Raw genomic sequence first — 19485 nt, 5'->3', positions numbered from 1 at the left:
ATAGTGATGATGTTGGAAAACTCACTTTTGAGCAGAGCACATGCGCGGCACATACGTTGAGCTTATTGAAACCCAGGTCGATGTTTCTGACCTGGAAATCGGAATGCATGTAATCCGATTGGATAGACCCTGGGAAGACACCGATTTCCTTGTTCAGGGGTTTATTATCAATGACACCTCAGACCTCCATGCTGTGCGCCGCCAGTGCGAGTATGTTGTTATACAAGGCGTGGCTGAAAAGCGTCGGGAGCCCATAGAAAAAACGCCCGACTCCAATCGCCTTGCAGGCCTTTTCAATCGCAAGAAGAATCAGGCACAAGCACCGCAACCCGGCACTGCCCGACCTATTCCCCGAAAGCGGGTTTCCTACATTAATCAGGTAAGTGTGGGCCGTGAGCTTCAAAACGTCAGCATGCGATTTGAAGAGGCTCAAGACACAGCCAAATCCATCATGTCTGGCTTACGCGTTAGCCGGGCACTGGATATCAATAACGCACGAGCGGTTGTAAACGATTGCGTAGAGAGTGTACTGCGTAACGAGAGCGCCTTGATGTTGCTCACCAGAATCAAGAACCAGGATGAATATACCGCCGAGCACTGCATTAACGTTTCCATACTGGCGGCAGCGTTTGGCAAACATTTGGGCATGATAAAAGGTGAAATTCAGAATCTGGCGCTGTGCGGCCTGCTGCACGATGTAGGAAAAACCAGAATACCGAACGAGGTGTTGAACAAGCCAGGCCGCCTGACGAGCGAAGAATTTGATTTAATGAAAAATCACGCAGTTCATGGCCGAACCATTCTGATGAGTACAGGCGCGGCGCTGCACTCCGCCGTGGATGTGGCCTTCTCCCATCATGAGAGAGAAGATGGCAAAGGGTATCCAAGAGGCCTACCGGCTGAAAAAATCCCATATTTTGCGAAGATCATTGCGTTGGTTGATACCTACGACGCAATAACCAGCAAGCGGGTGTACCAAAAAGCTCTGGCATCCATGCATGCGTTGGAAATTATTCACAAAAATCGCGGAACCCAGTTTGATGCGGAACTGGCAGATGCATTTATCCAGATGATAGGCATTTACCCACCTGGCTCCGTCGTTGAAATGATGAACGGAGAGGTGGGGATTGTCGTTGAGAGTGATCCTGACCATAAGCTCAAACCGAAGGTGTTAATGGTTCGGGACGCGCTTAAAATACCCAAGACACCTGCTAGAATCCTGGACTTGAAAATGGGCCCATTAGACGAGCAAGATCGGCCTTACCATATATCCAAAGAGGTGCCGGACGGCACTTACGGTATTGTTTTGCAGGATTTTGTGAAGGGCGGCTTGATTGTAGCCGCGACTTCACCAGCGCTTGACCCCGAAGAGGATGAATGGGGGTACTGAGTCAGCCATTCCATTCGTTTAAAGAACTCTTTGGAAACACATGTCAGGTATTGGAATAAAAGAGCAAGGGTATATTAAATCGGCTTTGATTACGTCGCGAATGACCTGCGCACAGTGTCAAAATTGCCAGCGGCCGAGGCGTTCAATCAATCCCGCGCTGAAATTGACAAAGTACGGCTTAAGCAGGTTTTTCGGGTCCTGCTCGAACAAAAATCAATCTACAACCAGATTCGCTTTCTCGACATTGATGGAACTGAGTTGGTTCGGCTGGATTATTCATCCGGCAGCAGCATAACTACCCCTGATGGCCAACTGCAGTCTAAAGGCACCCGTTACTATTTCACTGGCACCTTGGCGATGCCTGAGGGCAGTGTGTACGTATCCCCTCTCGACCTGAATGTTGAAAACGGCAAGGTCGAATACCCCTACCTGCCTATGGTTCGGTTTGGTGTACCGGTGTTTGGTGATGGTGGCCAAAAGCGAGGTACGGTAATTCTCAATATGCTAGGCCAGTCGCTTCTGGACACCTTCAGGCAGAGCATGGGGGAAACCTACCCGGCATTTTTGCTTAACAGCGAGGGTGGCGTGTTATCTGCTCCGGATGCAAACGACGAGTGGGGCTTCATGTTTGGGTTACCGTCTGCATTCCAGCGAGATTATCCGCAAGCATGGAAGTACATATCCCAAAAAGAAAAGGGTCATGTTGATACGCCGGCAGGCCTCTTTGTGTTTGAAACCATTCACCCGCTTCAAGGGCTGGATTCATCAGCAGAAGGTGAGAGTTACGTTTGGAAGGCTGTGTCGTTTTTACCCCACAGCACGCTGCCAGCTAACGCTCTTTTGGTACACCCATGGGTTGTTGGGTTTTACCTGATTGGTTTGATGCTGATATTAGTGACGGTGTTCTATTTCCAGTTTTCCCTCCACAAACGTCGCGAACTAAGACGCGAAAACGCACAGCAGGCCCGGCGTTTCTGGAAAATTTCCAGCGTGCTTGGGGATGGTTTGATCGTTATGGATAGTGGGGGTGTTGTAACCTACATCAACCCGGAAGCTGAGCGCATTTTGGGATGGAACTCAGAGGACATAGTCTCTAAACAAGGGCACGATGTATTCCACGTACACGAAGGGGATGAGGCGAGCTGCTCCATCCTCAACGTAATGAACACCCGAGAGCTTTACCGCAGTAAAGACGAGGAGTTTCGGCGCAAAGACAACGCCACCATCCCGGTGATCCTGAACGCCGCACCCCTCACCAGCGATACCGGCGACGAAGGTGTGGTGATTTCATTCCAGGATTTCTCCGAGATGAAAGAGTATCAGGAGAAAATCCACACGCTCGCGTACCATGATATTCTGACCGGCCTCCCAAATCGGCGCGCTCTGGATGACCGCCTCAGCTTGGCTATAGCGCTTTCAAGGCGCCATTCCCGCCATCTTGGGCTTATGTTCCTTGATCTTGACCACTTCAAAGAAGTAAACGACACCCTTGGCCACGATGCTGGCGATAGTCTGTTAAAAGAGATTGGAGCCAGACTGCAGAGCAGCGTTCGTGAGACAGACACAGTGGCGCGCATGGGCGGCGATGAGTTCATCGTACTGCTGCCAGAAGTCTCCTCACCGGAAAACGCCATAACAGTGGCTGAAAAAATCATTCAAGCAGTTGCAGAGCCCGTTTATATGCCTGAAGGGGTGGGACGAGTGAGTGCGAGCATTGGCATTGTGGTTGCTCGCGGAGCTGGAATTACCAACGAGGGCCTTATGCAAAGTGCCGATGCCGCTATGTATGAGGCGAAGCGCGCGGGTAAGAACCGGTTCTTTATCAGCGAGCACCCCCTGCTAGATGATGAGAATGATAGCGGCAACCATGGAGGCTATTGAACCGACGCTCATTTTTTAAGTTTATATATGCAAACTGCAAAGATTGTACACATCGACGATCCTGTACCACATTAGAGTAATAGTGTTGGCTACGCTGAGGCGATCGTTGTGAGAAAAAACCTGCCCCCACCTGCAGGCTGGCACACCCTGGATGGGAATGGTCAAAAACCGTCGCAAAGACGGCGACTACTACTGGGTTAGCGCTTACATAACACCCATCACCAAAGCTGGCGCGGTTGTGGGGTACGAATCGGTTCGCTCCTGCCCTTCCAGAGAAGACATCCAGCGTGCTGAAAAACAGTACGCCAGAATTCGCCAAGGCAGCGTCCATACACCTTTCTTCAAAAGATTTGCGCCACAAACCTTGTTTATGGCTGCCGTGGTGGTTGTGGCTGCACTCACCTTTTTCTCCGGTCAGTCTCTGGTAGCCCAGGCTATTCTGTTGATTGGAGCGATCACCTACGCTCTCTGGCTGCACAGCTCACGGCGCCAGTTAATAAGCTCCGTAATGCAGCTTCTTGATAAAAGCTTTACCGACGACCTCGCCGCACGCAGCTTTACCGACGACGATCTGGAGTCCGGGCGTATGAAGGTTGCGGTAATGGCGCAAAAGGCCCACCTGGATGCGGTGCTTACTCGCCTGGAAGAATCTGCAGGGCAAGTAAAAACCGGCGCCGTACAAGGGCTTGAAGTCACTTACGAATCCCATGAAGCCCTGAGAAAACAGCAGGCAGAAATCAGTAACGTGGCGGCCTCTGTGAATGAGGTATCCCAGACCATTACAGAAGTGTCTTCTAATGTTCAAAGCACGGCCCAGAAAGCAGAAGAATCCCGTGGGCTGGCGGATAGTGGGGCAAGTGTTATAGCAACAACCCGGGAAGGCATTGAAGGCCTGCAAGCGGCTGTGCACAGCATCAGCGAGTCGGTGGGTGAACTGGCTACAGAAACCCAGAGAATCGCCAGCGTTGCCAAGATTATTGAAGAGATTGCCGAACAGACCAACCTCCTGGCACTGAACGCAGCCATTGAGGCGGCCCGGGCCGGCGAGCACGGGCGCGGCTTTGCCGTGGTAGCTGATGAAGTGCGGGGCCTTGCCAGACGAACGCAAGATTCCACCCGGGAAATACACGGAATAATTGAAGCCCTGCTCTCCAGAACCTCCGCTTCTGTGCGCGCATCCGATGAGGGTAAAAAATCGGCCGATAGCGGGCTTGCCCACATGCTGGAAGCGGAAACCACATTGGGGCAGATCGCCAAATCGGTTAGCACCATTGCTGAAATGTCGATACAGATGGCCGCAGCCGTAGAGCAGCAAGCCCAAGTATTTGATGAGATAAATGAGCAGGTTGAGCACATATCCAGCCTGGGCTCCGATAGCCTGCAAAAAGGGGAGCTGGCAATAGAGCGGGTTCAGCGGCTGGAACATATAGCCGGAGAACTTCACGAGCTTGTTGTGCGATTCAAATAGACGGGCAGGCCATAAGTTGCCTTAACGGTTTGTATTTATAAAACAGTCGCTTATATTGTGCTCTGTCGATAATAAAAGAGCATTGCCCGGCATGAGCCAATCGGTTGCCTACTACAACGCGCACGCGCAGCAATTTATAGACGAAACGCTGCATGTGGATATGTCCGCGCTGTACGACGCTTTTTTGCCTCATCTCCCTGAAAATGCCCATATTCTGGACGCAGGTTGCGGCTCAGGACGGGACTCCCGCGAGTTTCTGGCCCGTGGCTACCGCGTTACGGCGTTTGATGCCTCCGAAAAACTGGCTGCCCTGGCAACCAAAGCCATAAGCCACCCGGTTTCTGTTCGCACGTTCAGCCAGGTTACTGAACATCAGGCCTACGATGGCATCTGGGCCTGCGCCAGCTTGCTCCACCTCCCCCTGCAACAGATACCCCAAGCACTCTCCCGGTTATGGCAAGCCCTGAAGCCCGGCGGCGCTTTATACCTGAGCTTCAAACGTGGTGAACACCAGCGCGAACACAACGGCAGGCACTTTACCGATGCGACAGAGGCTCAGCTTGAAAGCTGGGCAAGTGCTCTACCGGGGCTTGAGAAGATAGCCACCTGGCAAACTGCAGATCGCAGGCCGGGGCGGGATGAGTATTGGGTGAATGGGGTTTTTCATAAGCAGGCCGCAACGCCCGACAAGCTGATTACGGGCGGTAAGCACCAGCATTTCCTTCCGCACCTTTGTGCCAGCATCAATAAAGCCAGTGAGGTTGATATGGCGGTGGCCTTCGTAAAGTCCACCGGATTGAAGTTGGTGCTCCCCGATTTACTAGATGCCCTTGGCCGAGACGAACTGCCAGCGCGAGTTCGGGTTCTAACCAGTGATTATATGGACATCACCGACCCTGAAGCATTGCGCAGTTTAATGCTACTGCAAGAGAGGGGCGCGCAGGTTCGGGTCTATGAAAGTGCAGGCTCAAGCTTTCATCTTAAAGCCTATATTTTCACCTATGTTGGCAATGAAACGGCGCGGCAGGGAACGGCGTTTATTGGCTCTAGCAATATCAGCCGCCAAGCGCTTCAGGATGGTTTGGAGTGGAACTACCGGGTGGACTACCCTAGCGATAACGGCTTTTTTGAAGCGCTGAGCCGTTTTGAGGAGCTATTTCGCCACCGCAACACCCTGCCTTTGTCAGATGGTTGGATTGATGAGTACGAAGCTCGAAGAGTTCTCCCACCTCGCCCTATGGAAGCTGGCAGCCACGAAGTTGAAGAACCACCAGAGCCAACGCCGGTACAAACTGCTGCGTTAGAGGCCCTGCGCGAAACACGATCTGAAGGATATAGCCGAGGTTTGGTGGTGTTGGCGACAGGCTTGGGTAAAACCTGGCTGTCTGCGTTTGATGCGGCGCAAATGGGTGCCAGGCGAGTTCTGTTTGTTGCCCACCGGGAGGAAATTCTTCATCAGGCAGCCGAAACATTTATCCGCATTCGTCCCAAAAGCCGTGTGGGCTTTTATATGGGTAAACAGCGGGATATGGCTGTGGATGTGCTCTGTGCCTCGATACAAACTCTGGGAAAAGAGGCCCACTTAGAGCGCTTTGCACCCCAGCACTTTGATTACATTGTGGTGGACGAATTTCACCATGCCGCGGCACCAACCTATCACCGCTTGCTGAGCTATTTTGCCCCCACGTTCATGTTGGGTTTGACCGCCACACCAGATCGGACCGACCGCTCGGATATTCTTTCTCTGTGCGACGACAATCTGGTTTATGCCCACAACTTGTTTGAAGGCATCCGCAGTAAGCTGTTGGCACCCTTTCATTACTACGGAATTTACGACGACAGCGTTGATTATGCTGAAATTCCTTGGCGCAATGGTAAGTTCGACCCCAACCAACTTGCTCACAAACTTGCCACTTTAGGCCGTGCTCGCCATGCGGAGCGCGTATGGCAGAAACACCGGCAACAACGCACCTTGGCATTCTGTGTGTCGATCAATCATGCAGACTTCATGGCAGAGCAATTCCAAAAAAGAGGCTTTGCTGCCGCTGCTGTTCATGGCCGGTCTGAGCTGTCCCGAGGGGAGGCTTTAGAGCAGCTGCGCTCTGGCGAGTTGGTCATACTGTTTTCGGTGGATCTGTTCAACGAAGGCGTGGATTTACCGACCATTGATACCGTGATGTTGCTGCGACCAACGGAATCGAAAATTCTATTCTTGCAGCAGCTTGGCCGGGGACTCCGTAAAGCAGAAGGCAAAGACAAGCTGGTGGTTTTAGACTTTATTGGTAACCACCAAGGCTTTTTACATAAGCCTCAGGCGCTGATGGGCGCGGACATGAACCATCGACAGTTGGCGCAGTATGCTCGCAAGGCAGAAACTCAAAAACTGGATTTACCAGATGGCTGCTTCATCAATTACGACCTGCAACTGATCGATTTTTTGAAGTCTTTGGATGGAGCAGGTACTGAGAAAGACTATCGCTTGCTGCGGGATACTCTGGGTCGACGCCCCACTCTCACCGAGTTCTATCGTTTTGGTGCCAGTCTCACCCAATTGCGCAAACAGTTCGGCCACTGGTTTGCGCTAGTGGCGCACATGGAGGACTTGGACGAGACGGAATCTAAGCTTGTAGAGCAGCAAACGGCGTTTCTTACTGAGCTCGAAAAAACGGCCATGACCAAGTCGTTCAAAATGGTTCTCCTTGAGGCATTTCAAGAGCTGGATGGCTGGCGCAGTCCACCGGAATTGGCTGCATTAGCCAGCCAGTCTTTGAAAGTTTTACAGCGTAGGCGCTCTTTGTTGGGGGAACTGCCGGGAGAGATGCGGGAGAACCCTGAACCAAAGGCTTGGCAGGCTTATTGGCGAAGGAATCCAGTGAGGGCATGGATCGGTGAAAACACCAAGACAGCTGGATTCTTCAAGATTACTGAGGGGCACTTTACTAACGCTATTACGCTTGAGAGTGACCAGATAGATACCTTCACCGCATTGGTTCAGGAGTTGGTGGATTATCGGTTGGCCAGCTACGAGGCACGGAGCAACATAGAGCCCGTTGATCAGAACGTATCTGCTTTCCCGGGCAATGATGCCCCAGGTACCGAGCTGCCATTTTTCCCTACATTGAAAATCGCCTGCGGACACTTTCGAAGCAGTTCTGCGGAGGCCGAAGAGTACCGCCATCTTGGCGAAGGTTATGGCCGACTGAACCCCAGCCGGCACTTTATCGCGCAAGCATCGGGTGACTCGATGAATGGCGGCAAAAATCCAATTCACAGCGGCGATTATTTGCTGCTGGAACAAATCAATCCCGACCAAGCGGGCAGCATCACTGGCAAGACGTTAGCCATTGAGCGCATGGATGAAACGGGTGACACGCAATACCTGCTTCGTGTGGTCGAGAAAACCAGCCAAGGCCAATATGTTCTAAAAGCTAAGAATCCAAGCTATGTCGATATTTTGGTAACGCCTGAGCTAAGTGAGCAGTTTCGGACATTTGCTCGGCTTGAAGCGGTGATTGATCCGCTAGAGTTGGCCGTGGGGCAAAGCTTTATGCGGGAAGATATTCCGGCGCTATTTGGAGCTGAATTCAACCCGGGCAATTGGCAGAGCGGGCATGTTTTCTTGGCCGATGCAAACGCCCATGTGCTGTTAGTGACTTTGAATAAACAAGGTAAAGAAGAGAGCCATCGCTACGTGGATCATTGGATTGATGAAAAATTGTTCCATTGGCAAAGCCAAAGGAGCACAACACCTGAGAGTAAGCGTGGCAGGGAATTAATCAACCATGCAGAGTTAGGGCTGACGATCCATCTTTTTGTGCGTGGGAATAAGCTCCTAAACAAAAAGGCAGCTCCGTTTACTTACTACGGAACAATGGACTACCAAAGCCACGAAGGCAGCAGCCCTATGAGTGTTATTTTGAAGAGGGCATAAGGCCTGTAGAAGTTAGTGGCGTTAAACCATACTTGGCTGCATACGCCTCCACAGCATCCACTAATGGCTGGTCGCCAAAGCGATCCAGCCATTCTTCGCCTTCGATCCCGATATCTGTGAATGAAACGCCATATCGCTGTTTAAGAATCAGCTCAATTTCTGAAATGCTGTTTTCCATGTTGGGCACCTCACACTCCTAGATTGCTCACTGTATAAATAGGCTCTCACGGTGCCAGCGCATAAAGTCTTGTGATGGCGAAAACTTGCTTGGTAGCTCAATCGCAGTTCCGCTTCGTTCTAAAAACGTCTCTCGAATATGGTCGTTGCTCTGCTGCTTTTCTAGTTCCGAGGAAACAATTAGAGCGTAATCATCGGAGAACGTAATCAGGCCAATATCGAAGGCCCGATCAAAAAAGGTGCTGAGGCACAGGCCATTGCGAGGGTTCAGGCGATTATCCAAATCTTCAGCCCAAGGTTTTATATGGCTGGCAACGAGAAAGCGCGGGTCGGCAATGCCCGTGACGCAGCATTGGTTGTCATAAGCTGAAAGCACTGCTTTGCGAAATAGGCTTTGGCTCTTTCGACGTTGGATGATTGCGGTGGCAGTTTCTTCGCGGTAGTCATCTAGCTCGATAATTTCTGAGTCCTTGAAAGCTGCCTTATCAAGGCTCTCAAGAGCCGTGGCGATCTCTGGCATGATTTTGGAGGGCTGCTCGCTAAATTTCTGCCATAACTCCCGATCTGCCTTTGAGGCTCCAACCAACCCCTTGCGCCCAGAACTGGTAATTACCGGGTCCAAGCTAGCAAGGTTGCCCAATTTCATAGCAAGGGAGCCGGGCGAACGCTCCAGCTTTTTTGCCACCTCAATAATGCGAGAGTTGCGCTCATCAAACTTGCCAAAAGGCAGCTCACAATAAAGCCCGAGGGCAACCAAACGATCAAATTCCGACCATTGTTTCCTTGTTGCCATTTCGATACCTCGCCAATGCGTTTTCAGTTAGCCCATCAATGCAACTTCATCCTCGGCTGCATAGCCCGGCTAATCTTATCCATAAACCAGATCACGCCCGTGCGCAGAAAGCCGTGCAAGGCCACCTGGTGCATGCGGTACAGCGATACATAAAACAGCCGGGCCATCTTGCCTTCAATGTACATGCTGCGGCCAGAGAGGTTGCCCATCAGGTTGCCTACGGTGGTGTAGTGGCTGAAGTTGATGAGTGAGCCATAGTCGTTGTACACGAAGGGCTCCGCATCCTTGCCTTCCAGCCGGTTGCACAGGGTTTTAAACAGGGTGTCGGCCTGTTGGTGTGCCGCCTGGGCGCGGGGCGCTACGGGGCGGTCAGAATTCGGCTGCGGGCAGGCTGCGCAGTCGCCGAAGGCGAATATGTCTGTATCCTGGGTGGTTTGCAGGGTTTGGTGCACTATTAGCTGGTTGCTGCGGTTGGATTCCAGCCCGTCGAGGTCGGCCAAAAATGCAGGCGCTTTAATGCCAGCGGCCCAGATGGTCATTTCTGAGGGCAGTTCGGTGCCGTCTTTCAGTACCACAAGGCCAGGGCGAATTTCGCTTACGGGTTGGCCATTGAGTACTTTCACGTGTTGGCGGCCTAGCTCTTTGGTGGCGGCTGCCGATAGCCGCCCCGGCAACGCCGGTAGAATCCGGTCGGCGGCTTCAATTACGGTAATGGATACATCGGAGGCTTTCAGGTGGTTCATGCCGTAAACGGGCAGTTCCCGTGATGCCATTCGCAGTTCTGCAGCCAGCTCAACCCCTGTGGCGCCTGCGCCTATAATGCTTATGTTGAGGGCGTGAGCCCCGCCTTGCATGGCTTCGTGGTTTTTGCGCAAAAAGGCGTTGAGCATCAGGTTGTGGAAGCGCCGTGCCTGCTTCAGGCTGTCGAGGAACAGGCAGTTCTCCTGTGCACCGGGAGTGCCAAAATCGTTAGCGGTGCTGCCTACGGCAATCACCAGCGTGTCGTACTTCAGTCGGCGCTCAGGTACTACTTCAATGCCCTCCTCATCAAAAAAGGGGGCGATCACCAGTTCTTTGGCCTCACGGTTGAGGCCATTCATGCGGCCGAGCTGGAATTCGTAGTGGTGCCTGCGGGCGTGGGCCCGGTAGTTCACTTCGTTGGAGTTGGCATCCAGTGAGCCGGAGGCCACTTCGTGCAGCAGGGGCTTCCACACGTGGGTCAGGCCGGCATCAACAAGGGTAATGCGGGCTTTGCCTTTTTTGCCGAGTTTTCTGCCCAGGCTGGTAACAAGTTCGAGGCCGCCGGCACCACCGCCGACCACCACAATGTGATGAAGGTTATCCATAGCGTTCAGACCTTTAAGTAATGAAAGCCAAACGCTCTTGCGGAAAAACGCTTGGCTGTCGTCACTGGGGCTGGCTTACAGGTAGGATACGGGTGCTGCGGGGATAATACTAACGCGCGCCGGGCAGGCTGCACAATTGGTCGGAAGGCCCATTAATCATTTGAAATACAGCAAGAGACAGGAAGATATGAAAGTAGCAGTTTACTGTGGTTCCCGTTCAGGTAATGAGCCGCTCTATATTGAAAAGGCCAGAGAGCTGGGCGAGTTCTTCGGTAATAACGGGATAGACCTGGTGTTTGGTGGCGGGCATGTTGGCCTTATGGGCGTTGTTGCTGATGCGGTATTGGCAGCCGGAGGCAAGGTTTTTGGCGTGATTCCGCAGCATCTGGTTAACAGGGAGCTGGCGCATCCGGGTCTTACAGAGCTTTTTGTTGTAGACAGCATGCATGAGCGCAAAGCGAAGATGGCAGAGCTGGCCGATGGCTTTGTGGCCCTGCCAGGGGGCATTGGCACACTGGAAGAGATCTTCGAGGTGTGGACCTGGGGGCAGCTTGGTTTTCACAGAAAGCCCTGCGCTTTCTATAATGTGAATGGATTTTACGACGCGCAGCTTGAGATGGTTAAAACCATGGTGGCTTCCGGGTTCGTCAAGCAGCAATACCTCGACATGATTGTGTTGGCCGATACACCGGCGGCGCTGATAGAGGGCTTTAATGGCTACACGGCGCCGCCGGAGAAGTGGACCTGAGGCGGAGTGTACGCCCCGCACCTTGTCGGGGGCAGGTTTGAATGGGAAGAATGGTCCGGAAACGTGGTAGTGGGCTGAGTTGGCGACAGGCTTCGGATCTACTGTCTGTGCGCTTCTTGGTATCCTGGGCGATTAATGCCTACCACCGATCCAGCTGCAGGCCGTGCTCTCTAAGGTAGTCACCGTGATCCGATAAATAGCGTTCGGTTCTCTTCTCATAGTGCTCAGGGTGAGTTTCTATTTTGACCGCTTTATAACGCCCCACTTCGATGGCCGTCTCGGCCCAGTTCATAATCCACAGGACAACTGTGCCACCGGGGGCAAGCCCCAAAACCAAGGTGTCGCGGGGCATGTTGATGGTTTTCCCATTCCTTTGAACCGGTGCGGGCTGCTCCATTCGTTCACGCAGGACTTCGGGATCCGGGATATGTATCAGCCGGGTATAGGATTGCTGCTCGGCAAAGGAAAACCAGGTGACGTGGATATAGTCGGGCATGGGTTCCAGGTGCGCGTTCCCGTTACCAGGCGCCTTCCAGCAACAAGTGGTGATGCCAACCGGGTGCCACCAGGCTCGTTTCCCAGTTGCTTCAAACTGCACCGGTTTGACCCACGCATCGTAGTGTCGGGGCACACTGACACGAAGCCGGTACTTCACCGGATGATCCCATTCAGGGGTGCCCGCTAGAGAGCAGCCACCCGTTAATACACTTGCACAGAACACAACGGAGAGGATGACGAGCTTTTTGATCATTGGAGCCCCTTGTTTGGGTGTACGCCCCGCACCTTGTCGGGGGCAGGTTTGAATGGAAAAAGTGGCCCGGAAACCTGGTAATGGGCTGAATGGTGAATATAGCGTTGGTGAAGCAGAGCTTCCTCCGCAGCAGATAGCTCCAGAGGCCGACCTTCGTTGATGTGAATGGTGATCTTGGTCGCTATAGATTGGAGTTCATCTGGTAAGACGATATCTGGATCAGCCGGATCTATGGGATCTAGCGGCACACCCGCATTTTTTGCTAACCGGTACATCTGCCGCAAGGCTATTCGTGAGTACTCCGCCTGTATCCTGCGGTCCAGCCAGAGGCGGAACTGCAGTTCCACTTCCCCCTCTTTCAGCTGCCGCCGATACGCTTCTTCAATGGTTAGTGTGCCGCCCGGGTTGTATGGCCCCAACCAGCCTTCGCTGACTATGCGCTTGCGATCCATCAGGATTCTTGTGTACTCATAACTGTCTCTGGGGAAGCGGCCGATAAACTTGCGGGGCAAGGCTACCTGAATGCGTTCATGGAAGTTATCGGGGTATCCGCCCCCTATGTCGGAATGGGCGCCGGGCAGCACCCACTCGTCAAAGTGATCCGGCAGGCTGCCATCCGGCGCCCTCAGGCTGTTGAGGGAAAAGTTGTAGCGCCATTCATCCCGGGCGGTCAGGTGTACGGCCCGCTTCACCGTTTCAGCGGCAATGTCCACGCGCACCTTGCCATTATGAGCATTGTGGGCAGAGAAGTCGGCGTCCAGTATGTCTACAACAGCTGCAACAGTGTCAAACAGGCCCAGAAAACGGATGGTCACTTTTTTGGGCCAGGCAATGCCCTGCTTCTGGAACGCCTGCCCCAAAGCACCGCTGGCACCGTCTCTCACCTCGTTCACAAAATGCCGGGCAGTGGCAGCTCCCCGGCTGAAGCCGAAGACATCAAGAGTCAGCTCGTCGATTGAACCACGTGTTTCACGGGAGATGAAGGTTGCAAATTCATCGCATGCTAATGCCATCTTCGCGAGAATGCCAAGCTCACCTGTGCCGGTTCCCATTGCCCAGGCGTCGTCATCTTTGCCTGATTTGGTGCCGACGCCTGAGACGTATATAGGAAACTGGTGACTTTCAGTGTCTGACGTAAGGCTGGAGGAGGGTAAGTATAGATCCCGCAGCTTCGCCACATTAGTCTCAGCATTCAGGTAACTCCCCTCCATCAGCTGTGAGATTTCGGCACTGCAGGTTTCCTCACTGATGGCGCCCGCGGCCTGAGCGGTCAGGCACTCATCCACTTTTCGCTCGAAGGCACCGGTGTTGTCGCTGTTGTTACCAGTGCCGTCGAAGAAGATGCCTGCTTCAACGGTCACTGTGGTGCGCTGGCCGTCGTCGGGGTGCTTCGAGGCCTCAGTTTCATCCGGGTTTGTGCTTCCCAGGCCTGCGTCTACCAGCGCGCCTTTGGCTTTGGCCCATTCAACAAAGCCTGCAGGGTCTGTATTCAAAGCCCGTCTGGCCTCGGGGGTTAGTTGTCCCTGGCTGTCCAGCGCCCCTGCCTTGGCGAAATCCACTATTGGTGCTGTGGACGTGGCCAGGCCCAGGATGAGACGGGGTTTGCCGGTGATAATCTGGCCGCCGTGGTCGGTCGGGCTGCCCATATGGGCCAGAGGGCGGCCATCTAAAAAGGCCAGAGGGTAACCCTGAATGATTTTCGCGCCACAGCCGCAGGCATCGCCCACCCGGGCAATGGGCACGCCATCCAGGCTGGCTGTCGCGCCGTTGGCGATTATGGGGCTACTGCCGTGGCCGGGGATGGGGCAAACGTGGGTGTCGCCAATGCAGGCGACCTCGAGGTTGCTCATGGGGCATTCCTTCCTTGGGTGATGACCGGTTTAGTTCCGCAAACCAGCTTGTATCCGTAAGGGAAAAGATTATACGTTTTTTTGGGGGGTTACCATGACCGGCCATGAGAACTTGACGAGGGCGCGCCCGATGAAGTTAAAGCCGGATCACCTTGCCCATTAACTGGCTCCAGCCAATAGGCAGGCGTTTTTCCAGGCTGGCCAGCGCAGGATCCTTCGGGTGTATGGCCTCAAAGGGTTTTTTGCTGGCATACACAATGGTGTTGTTGGTTTTGCTCTTGAAAGCCAGTAACACGGCAAAGTGCTTTTTCAGCTGGCGGAAGTAAGGCCCTTCGGGATCCGGGGAGCGATGGTAGTTCAACACCAACCAGCCATGGTCGCTCAGCGCCCGGCTGCAGCCTTCTAAAAACTGGCGTTGCGCCTGTGCGGGGCTCATGCGGTCTGCGCTGTACAGGTCGGCCAGAATTAAATCCGTACTGCTTTCAGGGATGTTGCTCAGGGCATTGCGGGCATCGGCAATGGTCACTTCAATGCGGTTGCTATCGGGTAGATCAAAGTATTCCCGGGCCACGTAGAGCACAGCTTCGCGCAACTCAACAGCGTGTATGCGGCAGTCGGGATATAGATGATGGAAAGCACTGGCCATTACACCACCGCCGAGCCCCAATATGGTGACGTGCTGCGGGCTTTTGAAAGCGGCGGGCAGGAACATGGCGCGGTTGTATTCGTGCACCGGAACGTGAGGGTAGCGCCGGTCGATCTTGCTTTGCTCAAACACTGAGTTAAAGGTCAGTACCCGGTGTTTGCGGTAGTCGATCACCAGAATACTGCCGAGTTTGTCCCGGCTGTGGTGAATAATATCGCCTTTGTTGAACATGCGTTGCTCTTTGAGAAAAATCCGGGGTGCTAGCGGTTCAGATGCTTGATCGCGTTCTGGTTGCCATTGGCGCGGGCCAGGCTTAATGCAGTATTGCCCTCGGCGTCTTGTAATTCCGGGTTGGCGCCTTTTTCCAGCAGAAGTTGCACTGTATCTGCATGGTCGTTGCCGGCGGCAAGCATGAGCAGGCTTTCGCCGTTACTGGTGCGCATGTTCACCGGAACGCCGGCATCCAGCATTATACTGAGAGGGCCGGCACCACCGTTGCGTGCCAGTTCAAAAATACCCTGGGCGAAGGCGATGGCATCTTCATCCATTTGGTTCTCTGGTTGCTGCGGCTGGCCGGGCTTGTGTTCGCTCATCTTGGCTCCATTTAAATGATGTCTGAACAGTGGTTGTAGACACGAGTACGATACCGTTGATACAACCTTTTATCACAGAATGAGTTAGCCTCAGACACAATCGGTAGAATATATCTAAGCTAATAACAGCAATAACTGACAGGAGAAGGCACCATGAAACTGAACGTTGAGGGGATTGAAGAGGGTAAGCCGATCCCGGATCTATTCGCGTTCGGCGTGTTCCACCCGGAAGATCGCATGAGTTTTGGCCCTAACCGGAACCCGGGAATGTCCTGGGAAGATGTACCGGAAGGCACTAAAAGCTTTGTGATTATGATGTTCGACCCGGATGTACCCAGTGTGGCGGACGATGCAAACCAGGAAGGCAAAACCATTTCAAAGGATATTCCACGGGTTGATTTTTTCCACTGGCTGCTGGTGGATGTTCCTGCCCGTGTTAGTCGCATTCCGGAAGGCGAAGACAGTGATGGCGTTACGCCAAAAGGCAAAGACAGCGCTGATGGCGTGTTTGGCCTGCGCGGGGTGAATAACTTTACCCAGTTTTTGGCAGGCAACCCTGACATGGCCGGCACTTACACCGGGTACGATGGCCCCTGCCCGCCCTGGAATGATGAGCTGCTGCACCACTATCATTACGAAGTGCATGCGCTGGATGTGGAGTCGTTGGGGCTTTCTGGTGAGTTTGATGGCGAGGCGGTGCGCAAGGCCATGAAAGGTCACGTATTGGCCAGTGCGAGAGTGACCGGAACCTATACGCTGAACCCGGATTTGCGTTAAAGCCGATCGGTAATGGGCAGCTTATAAGTCTGCCCAGTCGATGGCTCTGAAATCGAAGTTGTTTTCCAACGTTGGTTTGATTATCTGGAAGTACGGCGATGCATCGAAATCCCTTGGTGTAAACAAGGATGTTTGCCGGATTCGGTAGTGCTCACGAATGCAGTCCCGGCAGTTGGGGTCGTCAGAAGGAATGGTGTCTATGGTCGGAAGTATGGGGTAGCGCAGGCGCTGAAAACCCTCTGCAATAAACGTGGAGCATATCGTGCGTGTTGGATCGCCGCTGCCGAGGGATAGTAATTTGTGTCTGTGCCGTGAAGGAACCGGTGGCGTCTGGATGAGATAGCGCGCCAGATCAAACACGTTTTTCAGATCGTACCGGTTGCCCAGTCGGCTCAGGGCATAGTCAGTAAGCATGCGAATGCTTTCGTCATCCAGTCCTACAGGGCGACAGATACGGGTATGGCTGTTGCGATAGAAGGATAGCGGCAGCGTGCGAATGCCAACCTCCAGGTCTGCCTCAATCAGCGTGTGGGGCTCGCCATTTTCTGATGTTCCCAGACCGGCATCGGGCCCCAGATAAAGAACCGCATGAGACCAGGTGGATTGGGTCAGGTACTTTATCGCCACACTAATGCGGGTGTCACCCTCCACAAGCAAGACATCTCCGGGCCTGAGCGCCTTTGCCACGGCCTCGTAGGTTGAGGTGGCCACAGGGTGCTGCGCTACCTGCTTGGAAAGGTAGGCGGCGAGATGCTTCGCTAGCCAGTTCAGAAACATTCTTCACTCCGGTTGTGTATATTTGGCTTTCTGTCTTCAGGATAGCTTTTCAAATTCGTTTCATGTGCGCTGCAACATTTGGGCGGTGATCGTGTCACAGCAACAAACGTATTGTTCTAAACATTTCTTACAGGCTTAGACATGAATCGAAGCAAGCTGATACTGATTCTGGCCATTGTGGCCGTGGTTGGCGTTTTTATTGGTCTGGACGGCCATAAACTGCTCACCCTGGCTAACCTGCAGTCCCATCAGGCAAGCCTGGCCCAATGGATTGAGGCAAATCTGCTGCTGGCGGTTGCAGGCTACATGGTTATTTATGTGGTGGTGACGGCGCTTTCCCTGCCTGGCGCGGTAATTATGACCCTCGCTGGCGGTGGGTTTTTTGGCAACATATACGGGCTGCTGGCGGTTTCCCTGGCGTCTACTGTGGGGGCTTCTCTCGCCTTTCTCGTTGCCAGATTCCTGATGCGCGATACCCTGCGTTCCCGCTACCGGGAAACCGTGGCGAAGATGGATCGCGGTGTGGAGAAAGACGGCGCTTTCTATCTCGCCACCTTGCGGCTGGTACCGGTATTCCCGTTTTTCCTGATCAATCTGGCCATGGGCCTGACGTCAATGAAGCTGCGCACCTATGCGCTGGTAAGTTGGGTGGCAATGCTGCCTGGCACATTCATCTATGTGAACGCCGGAACCCAGTTGGGCCAGGTTCAGTCTACGTCCGATATTGTGTCTGCCGATTTGTTGATCTCCCTCGCCTTGCTGGGCGTTTTCCCGTTGATTGCCAAGTTCGTGGTGGGTTTTATTCGTCGTCGCCGTGTTTACGCTGGCTGGCAAAAACCGGAATCCTTTGATTACAACATGCTGGTGATTGGTGGAGGGTCTGCCGGTTTGGTGACGGCCTATATTGCCGCTGCCGTAAAAGCCAAGGTGGCACTGATTGAAAAGCACAAGCTGGGAGGCGATTGCCTGAACACTGGCTGTGTTCCGTCCAAAGCACTGATTCGTAGTGCCAAAGCCGCCGACACCATGCGCCATGCCAACCGTTACGGGCTGGAATCTGTGCCTGTGAAGGGCTCCTTCAAAAACATCATGAGCCGGGTGAAGGAAGTGATTGCCAAGATAGAGCCCCACGATTCCCCCGAGCGCTATCAAAAACTGGGTGTGGACTGCATCTTTGGTGAGGCCAGTTTCGTATCTCCTTGGGAGCTTGAAATAAAACACAATGATGGCCGCACTGAACGCCTGACCGCGCGCAGCATCGTGGTTGCGACCGGCGGCAAACCGGCCATGCCTCCGATACCCGGGCTGGCGGAAATGAGCCCGCTGAATTCAGACAACCTGTGGGATCTGGAGGAGCAGCCAGAGCGGCTGCTGGTTCTGGGCGGAGGGCCTATCGGTTCGGAACTGGCCCATGCGTTTGCAAGGCTGGGTAGCCAGGTGATTCAGGTGGAGCGGGATGACCGTTTGCTGGCTAAAGAAGACGTTGATGTGTCTGATGTGGTGAAAAAGCAGTTTGAAGCCGATGGCATTGATCTGCGCCTGAACCATGCGGCCACAAAATTCTGCATGGAAGACGGTGAGAAAGTTGCCTACTGCGATCACAAGGGTGAGCAGGTGCGTATTCCGTTCGATCAGGTGTTGGTGGCTGTGGGCCGCGCTGCGAATACGTCGGGCTTGAATCTAAACCGGATTGGCATTGAACCCTTGCCTAACGGCACTGTGCCAGTAGACGACGACATGAGCATGCGATATCCCAACGTATTCGCCTGTGGCGATGTGGCTGGGCCATATCAGTTTACTCACGCGGCGGCGCATCAGGCCTGGTATGCGGCGGTAAACGGCTTGTTTGGCCAGTTCAAGCGCTTCAAGGTGGATTATCGGGTGATGCCCTGGGTCACTTTTACCTCGCCGGAAGTGGCTCGTGTGGGCCTGAGTGAGGCGGAAGCGAAGGAGCGGGGTGTGGCTTACGAGTTAACCCGCTACGGCCTGGACGATCTCGACCGGGCGATTACCGACAGCGAAGACTACGGCTTTATCAAAGTGCTCACGCCGCCGGGCAAGGACAAGATTCTTGGTGCGGTGGTAGTTGGCGCCCATGCCGCTGAAATTCTGGCGGAATTTACGCTGGCCATGAAGCATGGCCTGGGCCTGAACAAGATCTTGGGCACGATTCACCCGTACCCCACCTGGAACGAATCAGCCAAGTACGCTGCGGGTGAGTGGAAGCGTGCCAATGCGCCCGAGACGGTTCTCAGGTTGCTGGAAAAATTACACGGTTGGCGACGTGGCAAAAGCCCACGCAGCTTGCCCGACACTTCAAACGTGACGCCGTAATGTCACCGAATCAAGGAGCATCC

At 53.7% G+C, this 19485-nt stretch carries 15 protein-coding genes; 7 read left to right on the top strand and 8 right to left on the bottom strand.

Going from position 1 to position 19485, the window contains the following annotated elements:
• The first annotated feature begins 40 nt into the window (after positions 1–40).
• The 4 genes from FE848_RS04220 (at position 41) to FE848_RS04205 (ending at position 8670) form a co-directional block, all read left to right on the top strand.
• Positions 41–1390 (top strand): HD-GYP domain-containing protein, encoded by a 1350-nt coding sequence (locus FE848_RS04220; protein WP_200201500.1) that lies wholly within the window; start codon positions 41–43, stop codon positions 1388–1390.
• A gap of 114 nt (positions 1391–1504) precedes the next feature.
• On the top strand, positions 1505–3271 hold the full coding sequence (locus FE848_RS04215; protein ID WP_200201499.1) for a diguanylate cyclase domain-containing protein: 1767 nt from the start codon (positions 1505–1507) through the stop codon (positions 3269–3271).
• 157 nt (positions 3272–3428) lie between these two features.
• A complete protein-coding gene (locus FE848_RS04210) occupies positions 3429–4739 on the top strand; it encodes a methyl-accepting chemotaxis protein (protein WP_227715142.1) in 1311 nt (436 codons plus the stop codon).
• 91 nt (positions 4740–4830) lie between these two features.
• Positions 4831–8670, top strand: a complete 3840-nt coding sequence (locus tag FE848_RS04205) for a DUF3427 domain-containing protein (RefSeq protein ID WP_200201497.1) — start codon at positions 4831–4833, stop codon at positions 8668–8670.
• On the opposite strand, the gene FE848_RS04200 is transcribed toward FE848_RS04205, so the two are convergent.
• The 3 genes from FE848_RS04200 to FE848_RS04190 form a co-directional block, all read right to left on the bottom strand.
• Positions 8651–8848, bottom strand: a complete 198-nt coding sequence (locus FE848_RS04200; protein ID WP_200201496.1) for a hypothetical protein — start codon at positions 8846–8848, stop codon at positions 8651–8653. The genes FE848_RS04205 and FE848_RS04200 overlap by 20 nt on opposite strands.
• Positions 8849–8875: 27 nt before the next feature.
• Positions 8876–9604: an HNH endonuclease gene (locus FE848_RS04195; RefSeq protein ID WP_200201495.1), complete on the bottom strand. Its 729-nt coding sequence runs from the start codon at positions 9602–9604 to the stop codon at positions 8876–8878.
• 71 nt (positions 9605–9675) lie between these two features.
• Positions 9676–10986 (bottom strand): NAD(P)/FAD-dependent oxidoreductase, encoded by a 1311-nt coding sequence (locus FE848_RS04190; protein WP_200201494.1) that lies wholly within the window; start codon positions 10984–10986, stop codon positions 9676–9678.
• A 187-nt stretch (positions 10987–11173) separates the two neighbouring features.
• Between FE848_RS04190 and FE848_RS04185 the strand changes: the two genes are divergently transcribed.
• Positions 11174–11734, top strand: coding sequence for a TIGR00730 family Rossman fold protein (locus FE848_RS04185; RefSeq protein WP_200201493.1), 561 nt, complete (start codon positions 11174–11176; stop codon positions 11732–11734).
• A 139-nt stretch (positions 11735–11873) separates the two neighbouring features.
• On the opposite strand, the gene FE848_RS04180 is transcribed toward FE848_RS04185, so the two are convergent.
• From FE848_RS04180 to FE848_RS04165, 4 genes are all read right to left on the bottom strand, one after another.
• Positions 11874–12485, bottom strand: a complete 612-nt coding sequence (locus FE848_RS04180) for a DUF2931 family protein (RefSeq protein ID WP_200201492.1) — start codon at positions 12483–12485, stop codon at positions 11874–11876.
• Complete coding sequence (locus tag FE848_RS04175; RefSeq protein ID WP_200201491.1) at positions 12482–14335, bottom strand: phospholipase effector Tle1 domain-containing protein; 1854 nt, start codon at positions 14333–14335, stop codon at positions 12482–12484. The genes FE848_RS04180 and FE848_RS04175 overlap by 4 nt, the downstream gene beginning before the upstream one ends.
• Positions 14336–14471: 136 nt before the next feature.
• The gene (locus FE848_RS04170) at positions 14472–15212 is read right to left on the bottom strand and encodes a spermidine synthase (RefSeq protein WP_200201490.1); all 741 of its coding nucleotides are present in this window, start codon (positions 15210–15212) and stop codon (positions 14472–14474) included.
• 29 nt (positions 15213–15241) lie between these two features.
• Positions 15242–15574, bottom strand: coding sequence for an ankyrin repeat domain-containing protein (locus FE848_RS04165; protein ID WP_200201489.1), 333 nt, complete (start codon positions 15572–15574; stop codon positions 15242–15244).
• Positions 15575–15727: 153 nt separating this feature from the next.
• Here FE848_RS04165 and FE848_RS04160 point away from each other — a divergent pair, with 153 nt between their 5' ends.
• Positions 15728–16351, top strand: coding sequence for a YbhB/YbcL family Raf kinase inhibitor-like protein (locus FE848_RS04160; RefSeq protein WP_200201488.1), 624 nt, complete (start codon positions 15728–15730; stop codon positions 16349–16351).
• A gap of 21 nt (positions 16352–16372) precedes the next feature.
• Here FE848_RS04160 and FE848_RS04155 read toward each other — a convergent pair whose 3' ends face one another.
• Entirely contained in the window at positions 16373–17128 is a 756-nt protein-coding gene (locus tag FE848_RS04155) for a lipo-like protein (RefSeq protein ID WP_200201487.1), read from the bottom strand.
• A 141-nt stretch (positions 17129–17269) separates the two neighbouring features.
• Between FE848_RS04155 and FE848_RS04150 the strand changes: the two genes are divergently transcribed.
• Positions 17270–19462, top strand: coding sequence for an FAD-dependent oxidoreductase (locus tag FE848_RS04150; protein ID WP_200201486.1), 2193 nt, complete (start codon positions 17270–17272; stop codon positions 19460–19462).
• Positions 19463–19485: the final 23 nt, after the last annotated feature.

The organism is Marinobacter sp. 1-3A (assembly GCF_016597775.1).
GTDB classification, from domain to species: Bacteria; Pseudomonadota; Gammaproteobacteria; order Pseudomonadales; family Oleiphilaceae; genus Marinobacter; species Marinobacter xiaoshiensis.
The sequence above is the reverse complement of the archived record's forward strand: the minus strand, read 5'-3'. Positions and strand labels throughout refer to the sequence as shown.